17 protein-coding genes and 1 pseudogene are annotated in these 17,773 nt (G+C 37.9%); 4 read left to right on the plus strand and 14 right to left on the minus strand.

Translation table 11 applies throughout. The features are described from left to right. Both F564_RS19175 and F564_RS0111640 read right to left on the minus strand, forming a co-directional pair. Window positions 1–195, minus strand: a pseudogene (locus F564_RS19175) (IS982 family transposase); the annotation flags it as partial. A gap of 70 nt (window positions 196–265) precedes the next feature. Continuing rightward, the gene (locus F564_RS0111640) at window positions 266–727 is read right to left on the minus strand and encodes a hypothetical protein (RefSeq protein WP_154656859.1); all 462 of its coding nucleotides are present in this window, start codon (window positions 725–727) and stop codon (window positions 266–268) included. Between the two features lie 179 nt (window positions 728–906). Here F564_RS0111640 and F564_RS0111645 point away from each other — a divergent pair, with 179 nt between their 5' ends. Beyond that, on the plus strand, window positions 907–1,779 hold the full coding sequence (locus tag F564_RS0111645; protein ID WP_028122804.1) for an AraC family transcriptional regulator: 873 nt from the start codon (window positions 907–909) through the stop codon (window positions 1,777–1,779). Here the strand turns inward: F564_RS0111645 and F564_RS0111650 are convergent, their stop codons facing one another. From F564_RS0111650 to F564_RS0111705, 12 genes are all read right to left on the minus strand, one after another. Then, the gene (locus F564_RS0111650; RefSeq protein ID WP_028122805.1) at window positions 1,780–2,439 is read right to left on the minus strand and encodes a DUF4844 domain-containing protein; all 660 of its coding nucleotides are present in this window, start codon (window positions 2,437–2,439) and stop codon (window positions 1,780–1,782) included. A 10-nt stretch (window positions 2,440–2,449) separates the two neighbouring features. After that, complete coding sequence (locus F564_RS0111655; RefSeq protein ID WP_028122806.1) at window positions 2,450–3,553, minus strand: pyridoxal phosphate-dependent aminotransferase; 1,104 nt, start codon at window positions 3,551–3,553, stop codon at window positions 2,450–2,452. Window positions 3,554–3,795: 242 nt separating this feature from the next. Next, window positions 3,796–4,629, minus strand: a complete 834-nt coding sequence (purU, locus tag F564_RS0111660) for a formyltetrahydrofolate deformylase (RefSeq protein ID WP_228373898.1) — start codon at window positions 4,627–4,629, stop codon at window positions 3,796–3,798. Between the two features lie 81 nt (window positions 4,630–4,710). Further along, window positions 4,711–6,288 (minus strand): glycoside hydrolase family 10 protein, encoded by a 1,578-nt coding sequence (locus tag F564_RS0111665; RefSeq protein WP_034981454.1) that lies wholly within the window; start codon window positions 6,286–6,288, stop codon window positions 4,711–4,713. A 98-nt stretch (window positions 6,289–6,386) separates the two neighbouring features. After that, complete coding sequence (locus F564_RS21215) at window positions 6,387–6,560, minus strand: type II toxin-antitoxin system RelE/ParE family toxin (protein WP_084406812.1); 174 nt, start codon at window positions 6,558–6,560, stop codon at window positions 6,387–6,389. 110 nt (window positions 6,561–6,670) lie between these two features. After that, window positions 6,671–6,856 (minus strand): hypothetical protein, encoded by a 186-nt coding sequence (locus F564_RS0111675; protein WP_028122809.1) that lies wholly within the window; start codon window positions 6,854–6,856, stop codon window positions 6,671–6,673. Between the two features lie 91 nt (window positions 6,857–6,947). Next, on the minus strand, window positions 6,948–8,753 hold the full coding sequence (gene typA, locus F564_RS0111680; protein ID WP_028122810.1) for a translational GTPase TypA: 1,806 nt from the start codon (window positions 8,751–8,753) through the stop codon (window positions 6,948–6,950). Between the two features lie 125 nt (window positions 8,754–8,878). After that, window positions 8,879–10,063: a class I SAM-dependent methyltransferase gene (locus F564_RS0111685; RefSeq protein WP_028122811.1), complete on the minus strand. Its 1,185-nt coding sequence runs from the start codon at window positions 10,061–10,063 to the stop codon at window positions 8,879–8,881. Beyond that, complete coding sequence (locus tag F564_RS0111690; RefSeq protein WP_028122812.1) at window positions 10,064–10,480, minus strand: DUF1801 domain-containing protein; 417 nt, start codon at window positions 10,478–10,480, stop codon at window positions 10,064–10,066. Window positions 10,481–10,724: 244 nt separating this feature from the next. Further along, a complete protein-coding gene (locus F564_RS0111695; protein WP_028122813.1) occupies window positions 10,725–12,122 on the minus strand; it encodes an MFS transporter in 1,398 nt (465 codons plus the stop codon). A gap of 48 nt (window positions 12,123–12,170) precedes the next feature. Next, window positions 12,171–13,229 (minus strand): agmatine deiminase family protein, encoded by a 1,059-nt coding sequence (locus F564_RS0111700; RefSeq protein WP_034981457.1) that lies wholly within the window; start codon window positions 13,227–13,229, stop codon window positions 12,171–12,173. Continuing rightward, window positions 13,229–14,104, minus strand: coding sequence for a carbon-nitrogen hydrolase (locus F564_RS0111705; protein WP_028122815.1), 876 nt, complete (start codon window positions 14,102–14,104; stop codon window positions 13,229–13,231). Before F564_RS0111705 ends, F564_RS0111700 begins: the two co-directional genes overlap by 1 nt. A gap of 175 nt (window positions 14,105–14,279) precedes the next feature. On the opposite strand from F564_RS0111705, the gene F564_RS0111710 reads away from it, so the two are divergent. From F564_RS0111710 to F564_RS19180, 3 genes are all read left to right on the plus strand, one after another. After that, the gene (locus F564_RS0111710) at window positions 14,280–14,693 is read left to right on the plus strand and encodes an acyl-CoA thioesterase (RefSeq protein WP_034981460.1); all 414 of its coding nucleotides are present in this window, start codon (window positions 14,280–14,282) and stop codon (window positions 14,691–14,693) included. Window positions 14,694–15,052: 359 nt separating this feature from the next. Next, a complete protein-coding gene (locus tag F564_RS0111715) occupies window positions 15,053–17,188 on the plus strand; it encodes a S46 family peptidase (protein ID WP_028122817.1) in 2,136 nt (711 codons plus the stop codon). A 77-nt stretch (window positions 17,189–17,265) separates the two neighbouring features. After that, window positions 17,266–17,772, plus strand: a complete 507-nt coding sequence (locus F564_RS19180; RefSeq protein WP_034981462.1) for a MepB family protein — start codon at window positions 17,266–17,268, stop codon at window positions 17,770–17,772. Window position 17,773 lies beyond the last annotated feature (1 nt).

The raw sequence follows: 17,773 nt of genomic DNA on the forward strand, positions 1-17,773 counted from the left end.
TAGTTTTGAATTAGAGAGGTATCTAAACAACTGATATTCTGAATCTATCGATAAATATTCCGCAGAAATATTTATTGCAATGAGCTCTAAATCAGATAATTTTGGTTTAATTGGTTTGAAATAAAAATTTTCTTTGATGGTTAATTTTCTTAATTCCTTTAAAATAAAATCGTAAATTGCATCTAGGTTATTCATAACGTATTAGATTGATAGTCAATACAATATACGAAATTTTCGTATTATGAGTAACCTTTTTTATAATGCACTACGGGTTATTATAATAAGTATTGTTCGCAGTATCTGAAATAGAAACCTTTACATTGCCAGTAACATCGCTCATTTTTAGCTTTACGATATTTTTGTTGATCGTGTATTCTGGTTTTGTAATAGCAGAAATCGGCGAATGATCTATGAGCACTTGCTTTTCGTCGACCGTGATTTTGTATTTTTCAATTTTAGAATCAGATTCAGCCACCAGATAGTAAGTTCCAGAAGCCATATCGCTCATATTATAAGACTTTTCGACGCTGTCCAGGTTGATGATCTTATCCGAAAAAACTTCACCTTTGTCTCCATTATAGATATAAAGTGATACGTTTCTTGCATTGGAAACACCAAAACGAATGGTCTTTTGTTTTACCTCTCCTATCGAAACTGAAAAATCCTTATCTCTTCCCATTACGCCTGCAGAAAAAAACATCAATCCTACAAGTAAACTTAATTTCATTAATTGATTCATAACAGAAAATTTATTAATTATTATTACTACAAATTTAAGCTGGATATTGAAAAATTGTTACCATACGATTTTCAAAAACAGGTGCTATATTAACATTAATCAAATATTACTATTACCATCACAGACAATATGAAACAAATGTATTTTAATTGTTGTATTTTTGCTTGATGAAACATCACAATCCTTCTTTCGAAGCGATAAAACCCAATATTGGCAGTAGTTTTACCTGTCTTCATTTTTCTAAAAATGAGAACATCAAATCGCACGTCTGGCATTATCATCCCGAGATCGAGATTATTTTTGTCTGTGGTGGATCTGGAAAGAGACAAATTGGAAGTCATATTTCGTACTTCTCAGATGGTGATCTGATCCTGATTGGCAGCAACCTACCACATTGCGGAATGACGAATGAAAATACCAATAACGATTACGAAGTCGTGATTCAGTTTTCGCAGGATTTTCTTGGAGCCGATATTTGGCAAGCTCCGGAAATGCAGAAAATATTGGCGATGCTGGAAACTGCAAAAAGCGGAATTGTATTTGGCAAAAATGTAAAAAAAACCATCCAGCGTAAAATCGAAGCTTTAAAAAAAGCCACATCACTTGACAAACTGATAAAATTGATCGATATTTTGGATCATATGACTCATACGAGCGACTTTAAAATCCTGAATGCCGGGACATATTATCTGCAGACGCAGAAAGAAGACAATGACCGTATCAACCTGATATTCAACCACGTGAAGGATCATTTTAAAGAACAGATTAGTTTGGAAGAAGTGGCAGGTTTGGCAACAATGACGGTTCCTTCATTTTGCAGATATTTCAAAAAAATATCGAATAAAACTTTTACGCAGTTCGTAAACGAATATCGCATCACGCATTCGCTAAAACTTTTGGCGGAGCAACCCTTGAGTATTTCAGAAATCTGTATAGACAGCGGTTTCAACAACTTCAGTTATTTTAATAAAACTTTCAAAGAACATATGCAGAAAAGTCCGTCGCAGTATAGGAAAGAGTTTAGTAATATTATGGCGTGATCAATCTTTTCTAAAAAGTTTAATTTGATTAAGCCTTATTGCAGCTTCTTCTTCGTTCCATTCAGTTTTTGGTAATTGTTCTATTAATTTATAATGACCATAACGTAGCTCTTTGATGTCTGGTCCAGTTGAAAGTAAATTAAATTCCTTACAATTGTCACATTGTATTATTTTCCAGGAATAATCAGGAATTCCAATTTGTTGTTTTGTAATAAAAGTCTCCAGTTTTAAACCACATTTTGTACATTCTTGAGAAAGTATTTCTTTATTTTTTCCTTTAAAAAAAGAAGACACCTTCAATAAAGTATTAAGAAAATATCCATAAAGCCAATGATTTAAATTCTCTTTGAAGTCAAAAGAAACAATATTTGACAGTTGATTAAAATAGTCGCATATAAACTCACGCTCTTCCGTATCGTAATCTGAACTATTGATATTTTCAAGCTTTATTTTTAAACTAATTTTAAGTTGTTTGGGGCTAAAACTTTTATTAACGGCTTCAATTAAATCGTCAGTACATTCGTCAAACAACTTTTCAAGTCTATTGCTCATTTCAGTTGCAGAAGGATTTAATCCCCGTTCTTGCCAAGCAGAATCTGAAAATTTATTTGAATCTCTGAATATTTTTAACTTTTCTAAAACTATTTGATTGTCAGTCATATTATTTAATTTAAGAAATCGCCCCAAAATACACCTTCATTTCCTCCATTGTACCCAAACTGATTCTCGTCCATTTTCCTTTTTGCTCATAGGTTTTTCCGCCAAGAATCTTTGCATCTTTCAACTTTTTAAAATAATTGTCCTTGTAATTTTCCAAAGAAAAATAAACGAAATTGGCAGAAGACGGAATGGTTGTAATTCCTCTTTTCCGGAATTGAGACATTGTGAAGTCTTTCACTTTTTGATTGGTATCCAAAACTTTGGAAATAAATTCCTGATCTTCCATCGCCGCAATTGCGCCAGCCATTGTAACTATGCTGATTTCCGCACCACTCCAACTTTGAAGTTTCTTAAGTTCTTGGATTAATTTAGGATTTCCAATCGCGTAACCCAATCTTGCGCCGGCAAATCCGTAAAGTTTGGAAAATGTTCTCGTTACAACCAAATTATTATAAGTATTCACCAAATCGCTCAAAGATTTCTGATTGGTAAATTCGATGTAAGCTTCATCAACCAAAATCGTGATGTTTTCCGGAACAGTTTTAATAAAACTTTCAATTTCATTTCTTGAAAGCAAATCTCCGGTTGGATTATTCGGATTGCAGATGTAGATGAGTTTTGTATCTTTTTTGATCGAGCTTTTCATTTTGTTCAGGTCAATTCGCTTCTGTTCATTCAAAGGGACAACGGTTTTTGACATTCCCAAAAATTCGCCAATCGGTTCGAAGATCGTGAAAGACGGATCAGGAATGATGAAATGGCCTTTTTCCAGCGAAACATATTTGATCATTAATTCTAAAAGAAAAGAGGAGCCTGCGGAAACCAAAAGATTCTCTTGTTTTAAGTTGTGTTTTTCACCAAGTTTCCCGCTCAAAGTATCCGCAAATTTAAAATCGTACATCGAGGAAAGGCTGAGACTTTTCTGCATCGCTTCCAAAGCTTTGGGAGAAACGCCAAACGGATTCTCATTGAAACAAAGTCGGATGGTTTTGTCATCATTTCTTAGTTCGGTAAAGTTCGGGGTGCTTTTCGCTAAAAATTCAAGTGGAGAAAGTGTGACCGCTGCACTTCCAAGCAAAGCGGTTTTCAGCCAGTCTCGTCTGTTGATTGACATATCAGTTTTATTTTCATTAAAAATAATATATTTTTCGCAAAGAAGCATCAACATCTACAGCAGCTAAGAGCAAAGATTATTTTTAATTAAAGGTCACCAAATTTGATAAAACGCAATATTTCAAACTTGATAACCAACAAGTATAATTCACAAATTTGAAATCATTTCTTTAGACCAAAATCAATCAAGGTCATATAAAAATGTGATACAATATACTTTAAAAATTAAGCGTGAAAGATCAATTACTCAAAAATAATCGTCTTATTTCCATCAATAAAAACCTTGTCTTCAAAGATCAGTTTCAAAGCATTTGCCAAAACATTTTTCTCGACATCTCTTCCTAATTTTGCTAGATCTTTTGCTGTTTTGGAATGCGTGACTTTGATGATATCCTGATAAATAATCGGACCTTCATCCAGATCATTGGTTACGAAATGCGCCGTTGCACCGATGATCTTCACGCCTCTTTCGAAAGCCTGTTTGTAAGGATTGGCGCCAATAAAAGCCGGTAAAAACGAATGGTGGATATTGATGATTTTCCCTTTAAAATCCTTAATAAATTCAGGCGTTAGAATTCTCATAAACTTAGCCAAAACCAAATAATCAAATTCATAATTCTTGAGCGTTTCCTTGATTTGATTTTCGTGCGCGTCTCTCGTGATGTTTTCGGCAGCCATATAATGGAACGGAATATCAAATTTCTCTGTCAAATCCCTTAGATTTTCATAATTCCCAACAACGGCGAGAATATTAAAATTAAGATCTTTGAATTGGTTTCTGATCAGTAAATCTGATAAACAATGATGCTCCTTCGTTACAAATACAATGACATCTTTTGGTCTATCATTACTTAATTCAATCTCGCAGTCACCCAATTGATCTTGTAGCTGGGCGATTACTTTCTGAGGATCGGCAATTCCGGCCACTTCGGTTCTCATAAAGAAGAGAGACTTTTCGCTGTCCACAAATTCATCATTTTTGATGATATTGAGCCCGTTTTCCAAAAGAACTTCGGAGATTCTGTAAACCAGACCTTTCTCGTCTGTACAGGTAATTTTGAACGTGAAATTCATCATTTAGTTTTCATCAAATTTAGAAATAAAAAGTGCTTCAAAATTCACATTAAAGGTTAAATAAATTAAAACTTTCACCGGTCATTATTTCACTTTCTCTGCCCGGTAGTCGGTTTCGTTTCCTAATCTGTCAATGGCTTTGATGGCAAGCGTATTGAGTTTTGTTCCATTATAAAACTTGATGATGTCCAGATTCTTAATATTAGAATTCAAAATCTGAGTCTGCCACTCATCCCCATATTTTGTGAACAAAACCCACTGGAAAGCTTCTTCTTGATTTGGCAGAGTCCAACTCGCAGAGAGATGACTTCCGTTACTTTTCAGGTTTAACTTAGGTTGAGAAAGTGCTTTATCCGGTTTCAGCCACGGACTTCTGGGAATCAGAACTTTGTCCTGGTACACTCTCGTTTTCAATGTCGTCTGCATAGTCCCATTTTTAGTAAGTCCTGCAATACTCCAATGGATGACGCCATTATCATCCTTCAGGATTTGTCTGCTTACTTCGATTTGATTGGTTATTTCATTCGGCCTATCAGAAGATTTTATTTCGACCGTATTGAGACCAGGCCAGAGATGCCGGTTAAAGTGATTTTCGGATTTCCACCATTCCAAGAGTTTTGGAAAACTCTGACCAGTAGAATTGATCGGCCAGTAGAGCTGCGGTGCGAAATAATCCACCCAACCTTTGTTGAGCCACAGTTTTGCGTCTGCGTACAGTTCATCATATTGGGAAGATCCTTTGATACCAGTGGGATAATCCGGTTTCCAGATTCCAAACGGGCTGATCCCAAATTTCACCTCGTTCTTTTCAGTTTTAATGTCGCGATAGATCCTTTCTACAAAACGGTTGACATTATCTCTTCTCCAATCTGCTCTAGAAAGATTTCCACCAGCATTTTTATAAGCACTCCACGTTTTGGAATCCGGAAAATCTGCACCGCCGTTGTAAGAGGCATAAGGATAAAAGTAATCATCAAAATGAACACCATCGATGTCATATCGCTTCACCAGATCCAGAACCACTTTTGATAGGTGATCCTGAATCACTTGGCTCGCAGGATCAAACCAGTACATCCCATTTCTCAATCTGTAAGTCACATCCGAGAATTTGTTGGCCAAAGAGGCCGACGTCACTTTTCCGCCATTAGAATGGTGTGCTCTGTAAGGATTGAGCCAAATGTGCAGTTCTATTCCGCGTTTGTGTGCTTCTGATATCCAAAATTCCAGAGGATCGTAATATGGGAAAGGTGCTTTTCCGATCTCGCCTGTCAGAAAGTAAGACCAAGGCTCGTTATCACTTTTATAAAGCGCATCACCGGAAGGTCTCACCTGTAAAATAACCGCATTGAAATTGTTATGCTGAAGCATATCCAGCATTTGGACAGCTTCTGCTTTTTGCTGATCCGATGTCAAAGTCGTTTTCGAAGGCCAGTTGATATTGGCAACCGACGCGATCCACGCACCACGGAACTCTCTTTTAATGGTTGGTAAATCTACCCGGAAGTTGTCTTCAACTTTTGCTTGGGTTGGAACGGATTTGATAACAGGTTTGGAGGGTGGTGTTTTGATTTTGGTCGTTTGTTTCTTCTGAGGAGAACAATTGTATATGACAACAGAAATAAACATCAACCAAAAGAATTGCAAAAGGCGTTTATGCTTCATAAAATGATATCTAAATATGGTTTTGAAATTTGAAAACGGAATATAATAAAAAAGCCCCTAAAATTGGGACTTAATTTATAATCAAAACGCTATTACTTTTATTTTATTCTTTTTATCAAATCTTTTGCACCGTGATGGACTAAGAGAATATGAATTTCATCTTCTGAAATAATACGATAAATAATTCTATAATTCCCTTCAAATATTTCTCTTACTTTTTCATCATCTATTTCAGAAACCTTTTTTCCAATGATAGTTCCTGTTTTTAAAATCTCGGTTTTACTTTAAATCTTTTCAACTTGATGTTTTGCATATCTTTTAGAATCTAAACTGATAAAATCATAGATTTCTTTCAAATCGGTGTTGGCAGATTTCAACCATTTTATTTGAACCATTCCTGCATTTCATTTTTAAGATCATCTTCTGAAACGGTTTGATTGTTTTCTGATTCCTGAATTCTGGTCTCAATCTTTTCAATCATGATCAACCGCTCAATGACTTCATCAATGCTGATCTCATCTGGAAATGTATCAATCTGCTTTTGGAGTTTTTCTTTAGTAATGGTCATCTTTATGTAACTTGATAATGCTAAATTAGAAAATTAAAATCAAAAAAGCCCCGAATTACTTCGGAGCTTCATTTATTTATAAGAAATAAGATTAAGACTTGGCGCCTCTTTCTATTCTTCTTCTTTCTTCTTCAGAAAGCACTTTCTTTCTCATACGGATGAAGTTTGGAGTGACCTCGATTGCTTCATCAGACTGGATATATTCCATACATTCTTCTAGAGAGAACAAGATTTTTGGCGCTACGCCACCATCTTTATCCTTACCTGCAGCACGGATGTTATTCAATTGTTTTGCTTCAACAATATTGATAACAAGATCGCCTGGTTTGTTTTGCTCACCAATGATCATCCCTGCGTAGATCTCCTCGCCCGGATCAACATAGAACTTACCTCTATCTTGCAGTTTTGCGATAGAATATTCAGTCGCTGGACCTTGACTTTTACTTACCAAAACACCATTACTTCTTCCAGGAATTGCTCCTTTGAAAGGTTTGTATTCTGTGAAACGGTGCGCCATAATAGCTTCACCAGCTGTAGCAGTCAACATTTGAGAACGCAATCCGATCAAACCTCTTGAAGGAATTTCGAATTCCATATGCTGCATCTCACCTTTAGTTTCCATAATGTGAAGATCTCCTTTTCTCTGAGTTGCCAAATCGATCACTCTAGAAGCAAATTCTTCAGGAACGTCAACAACCAATGATTCGTAAGGCTCACATTTTTCTCCGTCGATTTCTCTCAGGATCACCTGTGGCTGACCAATGGTCATCTCGTATCCTTCTCTTCTCATCGTTTCTATCAAAACAGACAAGTGAAGAATACCTCTACCGAATACCAAGAAAGTATTTGCATCACCAGTTTGTTCAACTCTTAGTGCTAAGTTTTTCTCTAATTCTTTGTAAAGTCTTTCTTTCAGGTGATTGGAAGTCACATATTTTCCATCTTTACCAAAGAAAGGTGAATTGTTGATAGAGAACGTCATATTCAACGTTGGCTCATCAATCGATGTTCTTGGCAATGGCTCTGGATTTTCAAGATCTACGAAAGAATCTCCAATCTGGAAAGCATCAAAACCTACGACAGCGCAGATATCTCCGGCTTTCACTTCAGCTACTTTTTTCTTCCCAAGACCTTCAAACACGTAAAGTTCTTTTACTTTTCCTTTCAAGATTTTTCCGTCAGCTTGCGCCAAACCGATCCACTGAGATTCTTTGATCTCACCTCGGATCACTTTCCCAATCGCAATTCTTCCTAAGAAAGAAGAAAAATCAAGAGAAACAATCTGCATCTGAAGGTTACCTTCTTCCACTTTCGGTTCCGGAACATACTGTAGAATACCGTCCAACAATGGGAAGATATTTTCAGTTTCCTCTAATGAAGTGTTGAACCATCCTTGTTTGGATGAACCGTAGAAAGTTGGAAAATCCAACTGCTCTTCAGTAGCATCCAGTGCGAAGAAAAGATCAAATACCTTATCGTGAACTTCTTCCGGACGACAGTTGGGCTTATCTACTTTATTGATAACCACCAAAGGTCTCAATCCTAGTTCCAAAGCTTTCTGAAGTACGAATCTTGTCTGTGGCATTGGTCCTTCGAAGGCATCCACCAACAAAACAACACCATCAGCCATTTTCAATACCCTTTCTACCTCACCACCAAAATCGGCGTGACCAGGTGTATCGATTACGTTGATTTTCACGTCTTTATAAGTAACAGAGATATTTTTTGACAAAATGGTAATCCCTCTTTCTCTTTCAAGATCGTTGTTATCCATGATCAAATCACCACTCTCCTGATTTTCACGGAAGATGTTTGTGGCGTGGATAATTTTGTCCACCAAAGTTGTTTTACCGTGGTCAACGTGTGCGATAATCGCTATATTTCTAATATTTTGCATATCTATTTTTTACGCGTGCAAATGTAGTGAATTTTTATGGTAAGATGGACGCTCATTTAATTATTTTTAAAAATAAGGTTGATTAATTAACATGTATTTAAAATTTTGTTAATCAACACATTATATCACAGACTTCGCAGAATCTCTTTTCCGCTGATACTTTGGGTCAAAATAAGATAGTGGTTGCCGCCGTCTTTGAGCTTGTATTTTTTCTTGATTTCGTCAGGTTTCAAAGGATAATTTTTGGAAATGATATTGAACTGATCATTCTTTTTCAAATCTTTCCCGTCAATTTTTTCAACTTGTAAAATTCTTCCGGGAAAGTTCTCTATTTTGTTTTCCGAAGTATAAAAATGGGTATTTGGATGCAGTTTCTTCAATCCATATTTTTCTGCTATGCGATTGAATGCGCCTGCTTTTAAAATGGAATTGTTTGGAATATAAAGGAATTTCAGAGTTTCCGAGAATTCTGATGTGGCATTTTTCTCTTCATTAATATCAAAAGAAAATTCTGGTTCGCCAGATTCCAAATTGACACAAGTAATTGTCGTGTCTTTACTCTTTTCTCTTTTTCCTTTATTCTCCATCATTAAAACCAACTCTTTCACTTCATTTCTGACTGCGATGATTTTAATTTCATTCATATGTCGAAGTTCCGAAACCAGATAACAAATATCAATCAAAGGTGAGAGTTTCACTATGATCATATCTGAAATAGAATGAAGTTTCCCCTCAATTTCCAAAAGATTTGGCGAGAGATCTTCGAGCAGGAATTTCTTTTTGTTATGCTGATCCCGTCTTGCCGGATCCAGATAAACGACATCAAACTTCGTAAAACGGTCAGTCTGATTTTCCGGAAGATTTTCAAGAAAAGTTTCAAGGTTTTGATTGATGAATTTTGCTTTTCTATTTAAAATCCCCCAGTTGTGTTCGACGATTTTTATCAATTCCGGATTCTGCTCTACCAAAGTGACTTCTTCAAAATTTTGAGACAGAAAATAAGCATCAACCCCAAAACCTGAAGTTAAGTCGAGGAAGGATTTTCCCATCAGCGCTTCCGCCTTGTAATCGGCTGTAGATTGTGATGATGCCTGTTCCAGATTGAGGTTTGGCGGAAAAACAATGTGGTCTTTTAATAAAAACGGAAATTTTCTCTGGGCTACTTTTCTGCCTTTGATCTGCTGAACAATTTCCTGAACCGTAACAGCTGGAAACGGTGATTTCCTAAGCAACAATGTATTGATATCCTTATCCAAATTTTGATTGATGAAGCGTTGAACTTCCGAAGAAAGTAAGTTTGTAAAATCCATTTATCCGTAAATATTTTGAATGGTTTTGATGGAGTTTGTGATGACTTTTTTCAATATATTGATGTTCACATCTTCCAGTTTTTTGATGTAGATACAGGCTTTCGCTGTTTTAACTTTTCCCAATTGCGAAAACAGATTTTCCTGATCATCTTGGTCCTGATAAACGTAAAGCGAAATCTGGGCAGCACGATTGGAAAGTCCAACCACCGGTGCGTCGCCTTGGTGCCCGCTTTCATAATTGTAATGATAACTTCCAAATCCTATGATGGCTTCGCCCCACAGTTTAGGAGGAAATCCAGATGTTTCTTCAAAGATTTCCACTAATTTTTGGACATCTTCGCGGCGTTTTTTGTCAGTGACATTATTGATATAATTTTCTACCGAAAGATCGTTTTCAGTGGTTTTGTTTTTAGCCATTTTTAGTGGAATTTGTAATTAAAAGTAGGGAAAATTTCCTAATTTGTCAAATCGTCTTTTTAATCTGAAAACCCGCAACCCGGCTAGAACGTAAATCCTTTTTTGCTGGTACTTGGGTTATATTTTAACTGACATCGTCTGCAAAAAAGATTGACTTCGTCGAACCACTCCGTTAGGTTTGGGAGTGGAAGACGGATTAAGTTGCCCAAACCTTTAGGATCGACGAAGCGAAATCATATCAATTTTAAACCGATTTCATATTCTCGCCATCCCGGAAATTGAGCCGTCGGAAAACGAAACCGGAAAGGATGGTCAAGCATCCTACAATTAAAAAGGTGTACCGGAAAGCGTTGTGGACCTCGTTTTTTATGAAAGTGGTGTCGCCTTCAAACAGTTTCAAAACGATCAAACCAAATGCAATCCCAAATCCTACCGCAAACTGCTGATTGACAGAAACCAAAGAATTGCCGCTACTGTTTTGATACGGTCGCAGATCTGCAATCGAAATGGTATTCATCGAGGTAAACTGGATGGAATTGAAAAATCCCAAGATCAACAAAATCGGTACATACCAATAGATCGAGCTTTGAACATTGGGAATTGCCAGACAACATATTAAAACACCAATCACAAAGGTGTTGATCATCAATGTTTTGCGGTAACCAAATTGGTGCAAGATCCCAATAACGGCAGATTTCCCAAACATCGAAGTCAAAGCCATCGGTGCCACGATCCAACCCGAAGTGAGCGCAGACTGGCCGTACGCAATCTGAATCATCAATGGTACCAAAAGCGGAATAGAACTGATTCCCAATCTTGTAGCGAGATTTCCCAAAATCCCAACGCGGAACGTCCGCACCTGGAAAAGATTGAGCGGAAAGATGGGATTATTGTCTGTTTTGGCATGTTTGTAATAAAAGTAAAGCATCAAAAATCCCAAAACTAAAACCAATAAAACCGGTGTGAGGTTTTGTGCATTCCCTAGCAATTCTAAAGAAACTGAAAGTAATAAAGAAGCCATTGCGAAGATGAGGAAACCTTTCAGGTCAAAATCGATCACGGGTGATTTGTAATTCGGCATATACTTTAAACTAAGCACGATCCCCAGAATCCCAATCGGTATATTAATCAAAAAGATCCAGTGCCAAGTCAAATAATCCACCATATAACCGCCGACCAAAGGTCCCATTACCGGACCAATCAATGCAGGAATAATGGCAAAATTCATGGCTTTCAGCAGTTCATTTTTTTTAAAAGATTTGATGAGCGCAAGTTTCCCGACAGGTGTCATCAGGCTTCCTCCAATCCCCTGAACTACTCTGGAAACAACCAATTGTGTAAGGTCTTGAGATAATGAACAGAACAGAGATCCCAAAGAAAAAACAACCAAGGAAAGAATAAAAATTTTCTTTGTTCCAAATTGATCTGCCAAAAAACCACTCACTGGCATAAACAAAGCCAATGTCAAAACATAACTGATGATGGCGTTCTGCATATCCAACGGCGACTCCTGCAGATCTCTGGCGATGGATGGCAAGGATGTATTCAGGATCGTAGAGTCCAGCATCTGCATAAAAATGGCAGTTCCTAAAATGAAAGGAAGAAACTTCCGGACCTGATCTGTAGACTGTATGTCGTTCATTATTTTAATTGAATCTATTAAAAAAATCCGCTGTTGCGGATCTTTATTTTAAACCAAAGGTTCTTGCTGGCTGAGACAATGGAAACTTCCCAAACCCCAGATCATATCGGTAGAATCTATGCCCACGACTTTCCTTTCCGGGAAACATTTCTGGATGATATCCAAGGCAAGCTGATCTTTTTCGCAGTTATAAATCGGAACAATGACGGATTTGTTGGCGATATAGAAATTGGCGTAAGATGCTGGCAATCTTTGTCCGTCGCAATAAACAGGATCTGGCATTGGCAACTCTATGATATTGAGCGGTCTTCCGTCCAGCAATTTCATTTCTTTTAATTGGCGAAGGTTGGTCTGCAGGATCTCATAGTTGTCATCTTCTTTGTGATCTTCTATCACTGTCAGAATGGTGTCTTCATTGACAAAACGGATCGTGTCGTCCACGTGTCCATCTGTATCATCTCCCACAATACCGTCATCTACCCAAAGCACCTGTTTTTGTCCGTAATATTTTTTCAAAAACTCTTCCACTTCTTCTTGTGAAAGATGTGGATTTCTGTTTGCATTTAGCAAGCAAGATTTCGAGGTCAACACTGTTCCTGCACCATTGAATTCTACGGAACCACCTTCCATAATGATGCCTGGATAAAGCACAGGAATTCCCTTTTCTTCTGCAATTTTGGTAGGTATCACATCATCCAGTTCAAAAGGTGGATATTTGCCACCCCAAGCATTAAAGCCCCAATCGAGAATGATTTTCTGCGGTTCTTGTCCATTTTTATTGATTAAAAAAGCGGGACCGTGATCTCTGCACCACGCATCGTTGGTTTCGTGAAAATAGAATTCGATTTTAGAAATATCTGCGCCTTCTTTTGAGATATGTTCCATTGCGAAAGCCTTCATTTCCTGATCTTTTACGTTGATGCAGACAAACTCACCTTTCGTCAATTCAGCAATGAATTTGGCGTAAGCAGGATAGATCAAATCGATTCTTTCCGGCCAGGATTCTTCCTTATGAGGCCAGGAAAGCCAGGTTGCTTCATGCTCTTCCCACTCTGCGGGGAAAGTGTATCCGTTTTCTAACGGATTAAAATCTTTATCTATAATCATTAATCCTCATCAATAAAACGTTTTGTAATCGGCGAATAAGTTTCTATCCTTCTGTCTCTCAGGAATGGCCAGTGTTTTCTCATGTAATCTGTTTGTGCCAGATCAACTTCGGTCACAATTACTTCTTCCTGATCGTGAGAAGCGAGATACAATAATTTTCCTTGAGCATTGGTCACAAAACTGCCGCCCCAAAATTTCATCGCACCATCTTGCTCATAGCCTACTCTATTCACGGAAACCACTGGAAGTCCATTCGCTACAGAGTGAGAGCGTTGAATGGTTTGCCAAGCATTATACTGATCCTGATTGGTTTCTTCGTCCTGAGTCGTGTCCCAGCCAATTGCTGTTGGATAAAACATAATATCTGCTCCCATCAAAGCGGTGATTCTTGACGCTTCTGGATACCACTGATCCCAACAGATCAACACACCCACTTTACCGAATTTTGTAGGAAAAACCTTGTAACCCAAATCGCCTGGCGTGAAATAGAATTTCTCGTAAAAGGCAGGGTCATCTGGAATATGCATTTTACGGTATTTACCCAAGTAAGCTCCGTCTGCATCTATCACTGCAGTTGTATTGTGATAAAGCCCTTGTGCTCTCTTCTCGAATAATGAAGCAATGATAACAACACCCAACTCCTTAGCAATTGGCGACAAAGCGTCTGTAGAAGGCCCAGGAATAGGTTCTGCTAAATCAAAGTTGTCATAATCTTCTACATCGCAGAAATATAAGGAGGTGAAAAGTTCCTGTAAACAGATCATCTGTGCGCCTTTTGCTGCAGCTTCTTTTATTTTCTCAATGGCTTTGTTCAGGTTCTCCTGCTTGTCTGCCACGCAAGACATCTGAACTGTACCTATTTTAACTTTTGACATTTCTAAAAATTTTTACAAAAATACTAAGAATATGGGGAATCAAAAATCCAACCAAAGAATTTGAGCTTATATTTCTAAAAATTAATTGAGTGATTTACTTTTTCTATGCTGTAGATGTGCAAAATCACATTGTAAATTTTACCTTTGCAGTCAATTAAAATGGCAGAGCGTTATGATGAATTACCATACCAGAAAATGGATAAAACCCGAAGATCTCAACCCCAATCATTCCCTTTTTGGAGGAAGACTGTTGCAATGGATCGATGAAGAGGCAGCGCTATACGCGATCATCCAGTTAGAAAACTCGAGAACGGTGACCAAATATATTTCGGAAATCAATTTTGTAAGTTCAGCTAAACAAGGCGATATTATTGAGATCGGCATCGAAGCTGTAGAATTTGGAAGATCCTCTCTGACATTACGTTGCGAAGTCCGAAACAAAATGACGCATCAAAAGATTATCACCATTGAAAGGCTGGTTTTTGTAGCATTGGACGAGGACGGAAATCCGAAACCGCACGGCAAAACAACGATAGAATATGTAGAAGACAGACTGAATGTGAAAAACACTTCTCCAGAAAATCTGTAATCAAGATAAAACCAGAACGTCACGAGATCAATTTTCGGGACCTTGTCTTTATATCCATAGAGCTCAATCTGGTTTAAAGCTAGCTTAACCTATGAAAATGCCAGGTCAAGCTATCAAAATGGTAGGATCACCTGACGAAGTGGCAGATGTGCCTTGATCATTCATAAGTGCACATCCTATCGTGATTGTTCAATCAATCGAATCTCTCACTATTTCATCACTATCGTTCAGAAAATTTTCTTTAAATTCGTCACGTTTTATAAATTGATATAATGAAATCGCCATCGCGTGTCAATTGCTACACCGATGAACTCTGAGCGATCGCATCAGACCTTTGAAAAAAATAACAGAATCTACTTATGAAAAGAAAAATTCTTCTATCAGCCCTGTTTCTTCCGGCTGTCATGGCTTTTGGCCAACAGTACGGCGGTATGTGGATCCCGACGGAACTTAATGAAAAAGAAATGAAAAGTCTGGGAATGAAAATTTCCGCAAAAGACATCTTCGACCCCAACAAAGCGAGTATCAAAGATGCGGTCGTGCAGTTTGACGGCGGATGTACGGCCGAAGTGATTTCCCCAAAAGGACTGCTCCTGACCAATCACCACTGTGGGTACGACAACATACAAGCCCACTCAACGGTAGAAAATGATCTGTTGACCAATGGTTTTTGGGCAAAAGATATGACAGGTGAATTACCGAATCCTGGCGTAACAGTTGACTTCATCACGGACATCAAAGAAGTGACTTCCCAAATCCTTGCTGGCACAGAAAACCTGACTGGTACAGATCTTACCAAGAAAACCAATGAAAATATCGAGGCTTATAAAAAAACTCAGAAAACAGAGTCTTACCAGACCATCTCGGTAAGATCTATGTATTACGGGAACAAGTTTTATGCTTACGTGATTGAGACTTTCAAAGATATCCGTCTGGTGGGTGCACCGCCTTCTGCCATCGGAAAATATGGTTCTGATACAGACAACTGGGTATGGCCAAGACATACGGGAGATTTCTCTATGTTCAGAATATACGCGGATAAGAACAACAAGCCTGCAGAATATTCCAAAGACAATATCCCGTACACACCGAAGCATTTCCTCCCAATATCTGTAAAAGATAAGAAAGAGGATGATTTCACTTTCGTTTTTGGTTTCCCTGGAAGGACAACGGAGTATCTCCCGGCAATTGCAGTGGAAAAAATCATGACAGAAACCGATCCAGCAATGATCGCCGTACGTGAAGTGGCTTTGAAAACACTGGACGAAAAAATGAGAACCAATGCGGCAACCAAAATCCAGTACGCCTCCAAATATGCAAGAGTCGCCAACTATTGGAAAAAATGGATCGGCGAAGTGGAAGGTCTTAAAAAATCCAATGCTGTTGAGAAAAAGAAACAGTACGAGCAGACTTTGATCTCGAAAAATCCAGCAATCAAACCTACGATCGATCTGCTAAATCAAAAGTATAATGAGCAGGCACCTTACAACCTTCACAAAGCCTACTATTCTGAAATTGTAAGAAATTCTGAAACATTTACACTGGCCGGGATCTATACCAATTATATCCAAAGTTACGAAGCAGGAAAAATGGACGGCAAGAATCTGGCTGCTCTGAAAGCTAGGCTGACAGATCTTTACAAAGACTATGATCCAGAATTGGACGCCAAAGTAACAGCCAAAGTGCTTGCACTGTATGCCAACAAAACACCAGCCCAGTTTTTACCAAAAGATTTTGATCAACTGGCTAATGCTAGCAAAAACCTGAGCGTTTTCGAGACTATTTCAAAAATGTCCATCATTACCGGTAGAGGCGATATGAAAGGAACAAAAGCAACTGACCTTACCAAATTCTTCGAGGATCAAAAAGTACTGGTCGAGAATCTGAAAAATGACCCTTTGGTGCAGATGTACGGTTCTTTCAAAAATTCTTACATGACTACCACTGATGCCAAAGTCACTGCCCTGCAAACGGACATAGACGCGCTGCAAAAGAAATTTATGGCACAACAGATGCAAACCGACAAAGACCGAAAATTCTTCCCGGATGCCAACTCTACCCTTCGTGTGGCTTACGGACAGGTGAAAGGTTCTGACCCCAGAGATGCCGTTTCTTACGGTTACCAGACACACCTTGCTGGTGTGATGGAAAAGTATGTGCCTGGAGATTATGAGTTTGATCTGCCTAAAAAACTTATCAGTCTTTATAATTCCAAAGATTACGGCGTGTACAAAGATAAAACCGGGGACGTCCCTGTCAACTTCACAGCAACCAACCATACAACTGGCGGCAACTCCGGAAGTCCGGCTCTGGATGCATACGGAAACCTCATAGGCCTCAACTTCGACAGACAGTGGGAAGGCACGATGAGTGACATCAACTATGACCCAAAATTGTGTAGAAATATTATGGTAGATACCAAATATATCTTGTTTGTGATCGATAAATATGCAGACTCCAAATGGCTTCTTAATGAGATGAAAATTGTGAAGTAATTTTTAAATCTTTCTAAATACAAACTTTGTCAGAGCTCCGGCTTTGACAAAGTTTTTTTATTAAAACAAAAAGACAGATGATCAAAGAAATCAAAAAAATTAACGATTCGGTTTTCAATCCTTTAGATTTAAAAATCTCAGATATCTTTGCTGAGACCGAATGTAAGGACTATTTTGGTTTTAATTTCATCATTAATCAAACCAAAATCAAATTCAGAAAGTCAAAACTGACCCCTAAGAAAATGGGGCAATTTGTTAGCTTTTGGAAGAGATGTTGCGACGGCAAAACCATTCCTTTTGACCGGAATGATGATTTTGACTACTACATTATTTCAATCGAAGAAAATGATGATTCTGGATTTTTCATCTTTCCAAAAGTGATCTTAGCAAAAGAAAACCTGATATCCGCACCATCAAAAACAGGGAAACGAGGTTTCAGGATCTACGCAGACTGGCATTTCCCAGATCAAAAACAGGCAGTTAAAACCAAGCTTTGGCAGGCGCAATACTTCATTAATTTTAGAGATGAGGAAACTGTCATTCGGGCAAAATTCAAAAAGATCTTCCTTCTAAAAAGACCATAAA

Origin of the sequence: Epilithonimonas tenax DSM 16811 (assembly GCF_000428485.1) — a bacterium.
Classification (GTDB): domain Bacteria; phylum Bacteroidota; class Bacteroidia; order Flavobacteriales; family Weeksellaceae; genus Epilithonimonas; species Epilithonimonas tenax.

What these genes read in the sequence shown, in the direction of transcription:
- F564_RS0111640 (WP_154656859.1), bottom strand. Translation starts at nt 727, where the DNA reads ATGAAATTAAGTTTACTTGTAGGATTGATGTTTTTTTCTGCAGGCGTA.
- F564_RS0111645 (WP_028122804.1), top strand. Translation starts at nt 907, where the DNA reads ATGAAACATCACAATCCTTCTTTCGAAGCGATAAAACCCAATATTGGC.
- F564_RS0111650 (WP_028122805.1), bottom strand. Translation starts at nt 2,439, where the DNA reads ATGACTGACAATCAAATAGTTTTAGAAAAGTTAAAAATATTCAGAGAT.
- F564_RS0111655 (WP_028122806.1), bottom strand. Translation starts at nt 3,553, where the DNA reads ATGTCAATCAACAGACGAGACTGGCTGAAAACCGCTTTGCTTGGAAGT.
- purU (WP_228373898.1), bottom strand. Translation starts at nt 4,629, where the DNA reads ATGATGAATTTCACGTTCAAAATTACCTGTACAGACGAGAAAGGTCTG.
- F564_RS0111665 (WP_034981454.1), bottom strand. Translation starts at nt 6,288, where the DNA reads ATGAAGCATAAACGCCTTTTGCAATTCTTTTGGTTGATGTTTATTTCT.
- F564_RS0111675 (WP_028122809.1), bottom strand. Translation starts at nt 6,856, where the DNA reads ATGACCATTACTAAAGAAAAACTCCAAAAGCAGATTGATACATTTCCA.
- typA (WP_028122810.1), bottom strand. Translation starts at nt 8,753, where the DNA reads ATGCAAAATATTAGAAATATAGCGATTATCGCACACGTTGACCACGGT.
- F564_RS0111685 (WP_028122811.1), bottom strand. Translation starts at nt 10,063, where the DNA reads ATGGATTTTACAAACTTACTTTCTTCGGAAGTTCAACGCTTCATCAAT.
- F564_RS0111690 (WP_028122812.1), bottom strand. Translation starts at nt 10,480, where the DNA reads ATGGCTAAAAACAAAACCACTGAAAACGATCTTTCGGTAGAAAATTAT.
- F564_RS0111695 (WP_028122813.1), bottom strand. Translation starts at nt 12,122, where the DNA reads ATGAACGACATACAGTCTACAGATCAGGTCCGGAAGTTTCTTCCTTTC.
- F564_RS0111700 (WP_034981457.1), bottom strand. Translation starts at nt 13,229, where the DNA reads ATGATTATAGATAAAGATTTTAATCCGTTAGAAAACGGATACACTTTC.
- F564_RS0111705 (WP_028122815.1), bottom strand. Translation starts at nt 14,104, where the DNA reads ATGTCAAAAGTTAAAATAGGTACAGTTCAGATGTCTTGCGTGGCAGAC.
- F564_RS0111710 (WP_034981460.1), top strand. Translation starts at nt 14,280, where the DNA reads ATGAATTACCATACCAGAAAATGGATAAAACCCGAAGATCTCAACCCC.
- F564_RS0111715 (WP_028122817.1), top strand. Translation starts at nt 15,053, where the DNA reads ATGAAAAGAAAAATTCTTCTATCAGCCCTGTTTCTTCCGGCTGTCATG.
- F564_RS19180 (WP_034981462.1), top strand. Translation starts at nt 17,266, where the DNA reads ATGATCAAAGAAATCAAAAAAATTAACGATTCGGTTTTCAATCCTTTA.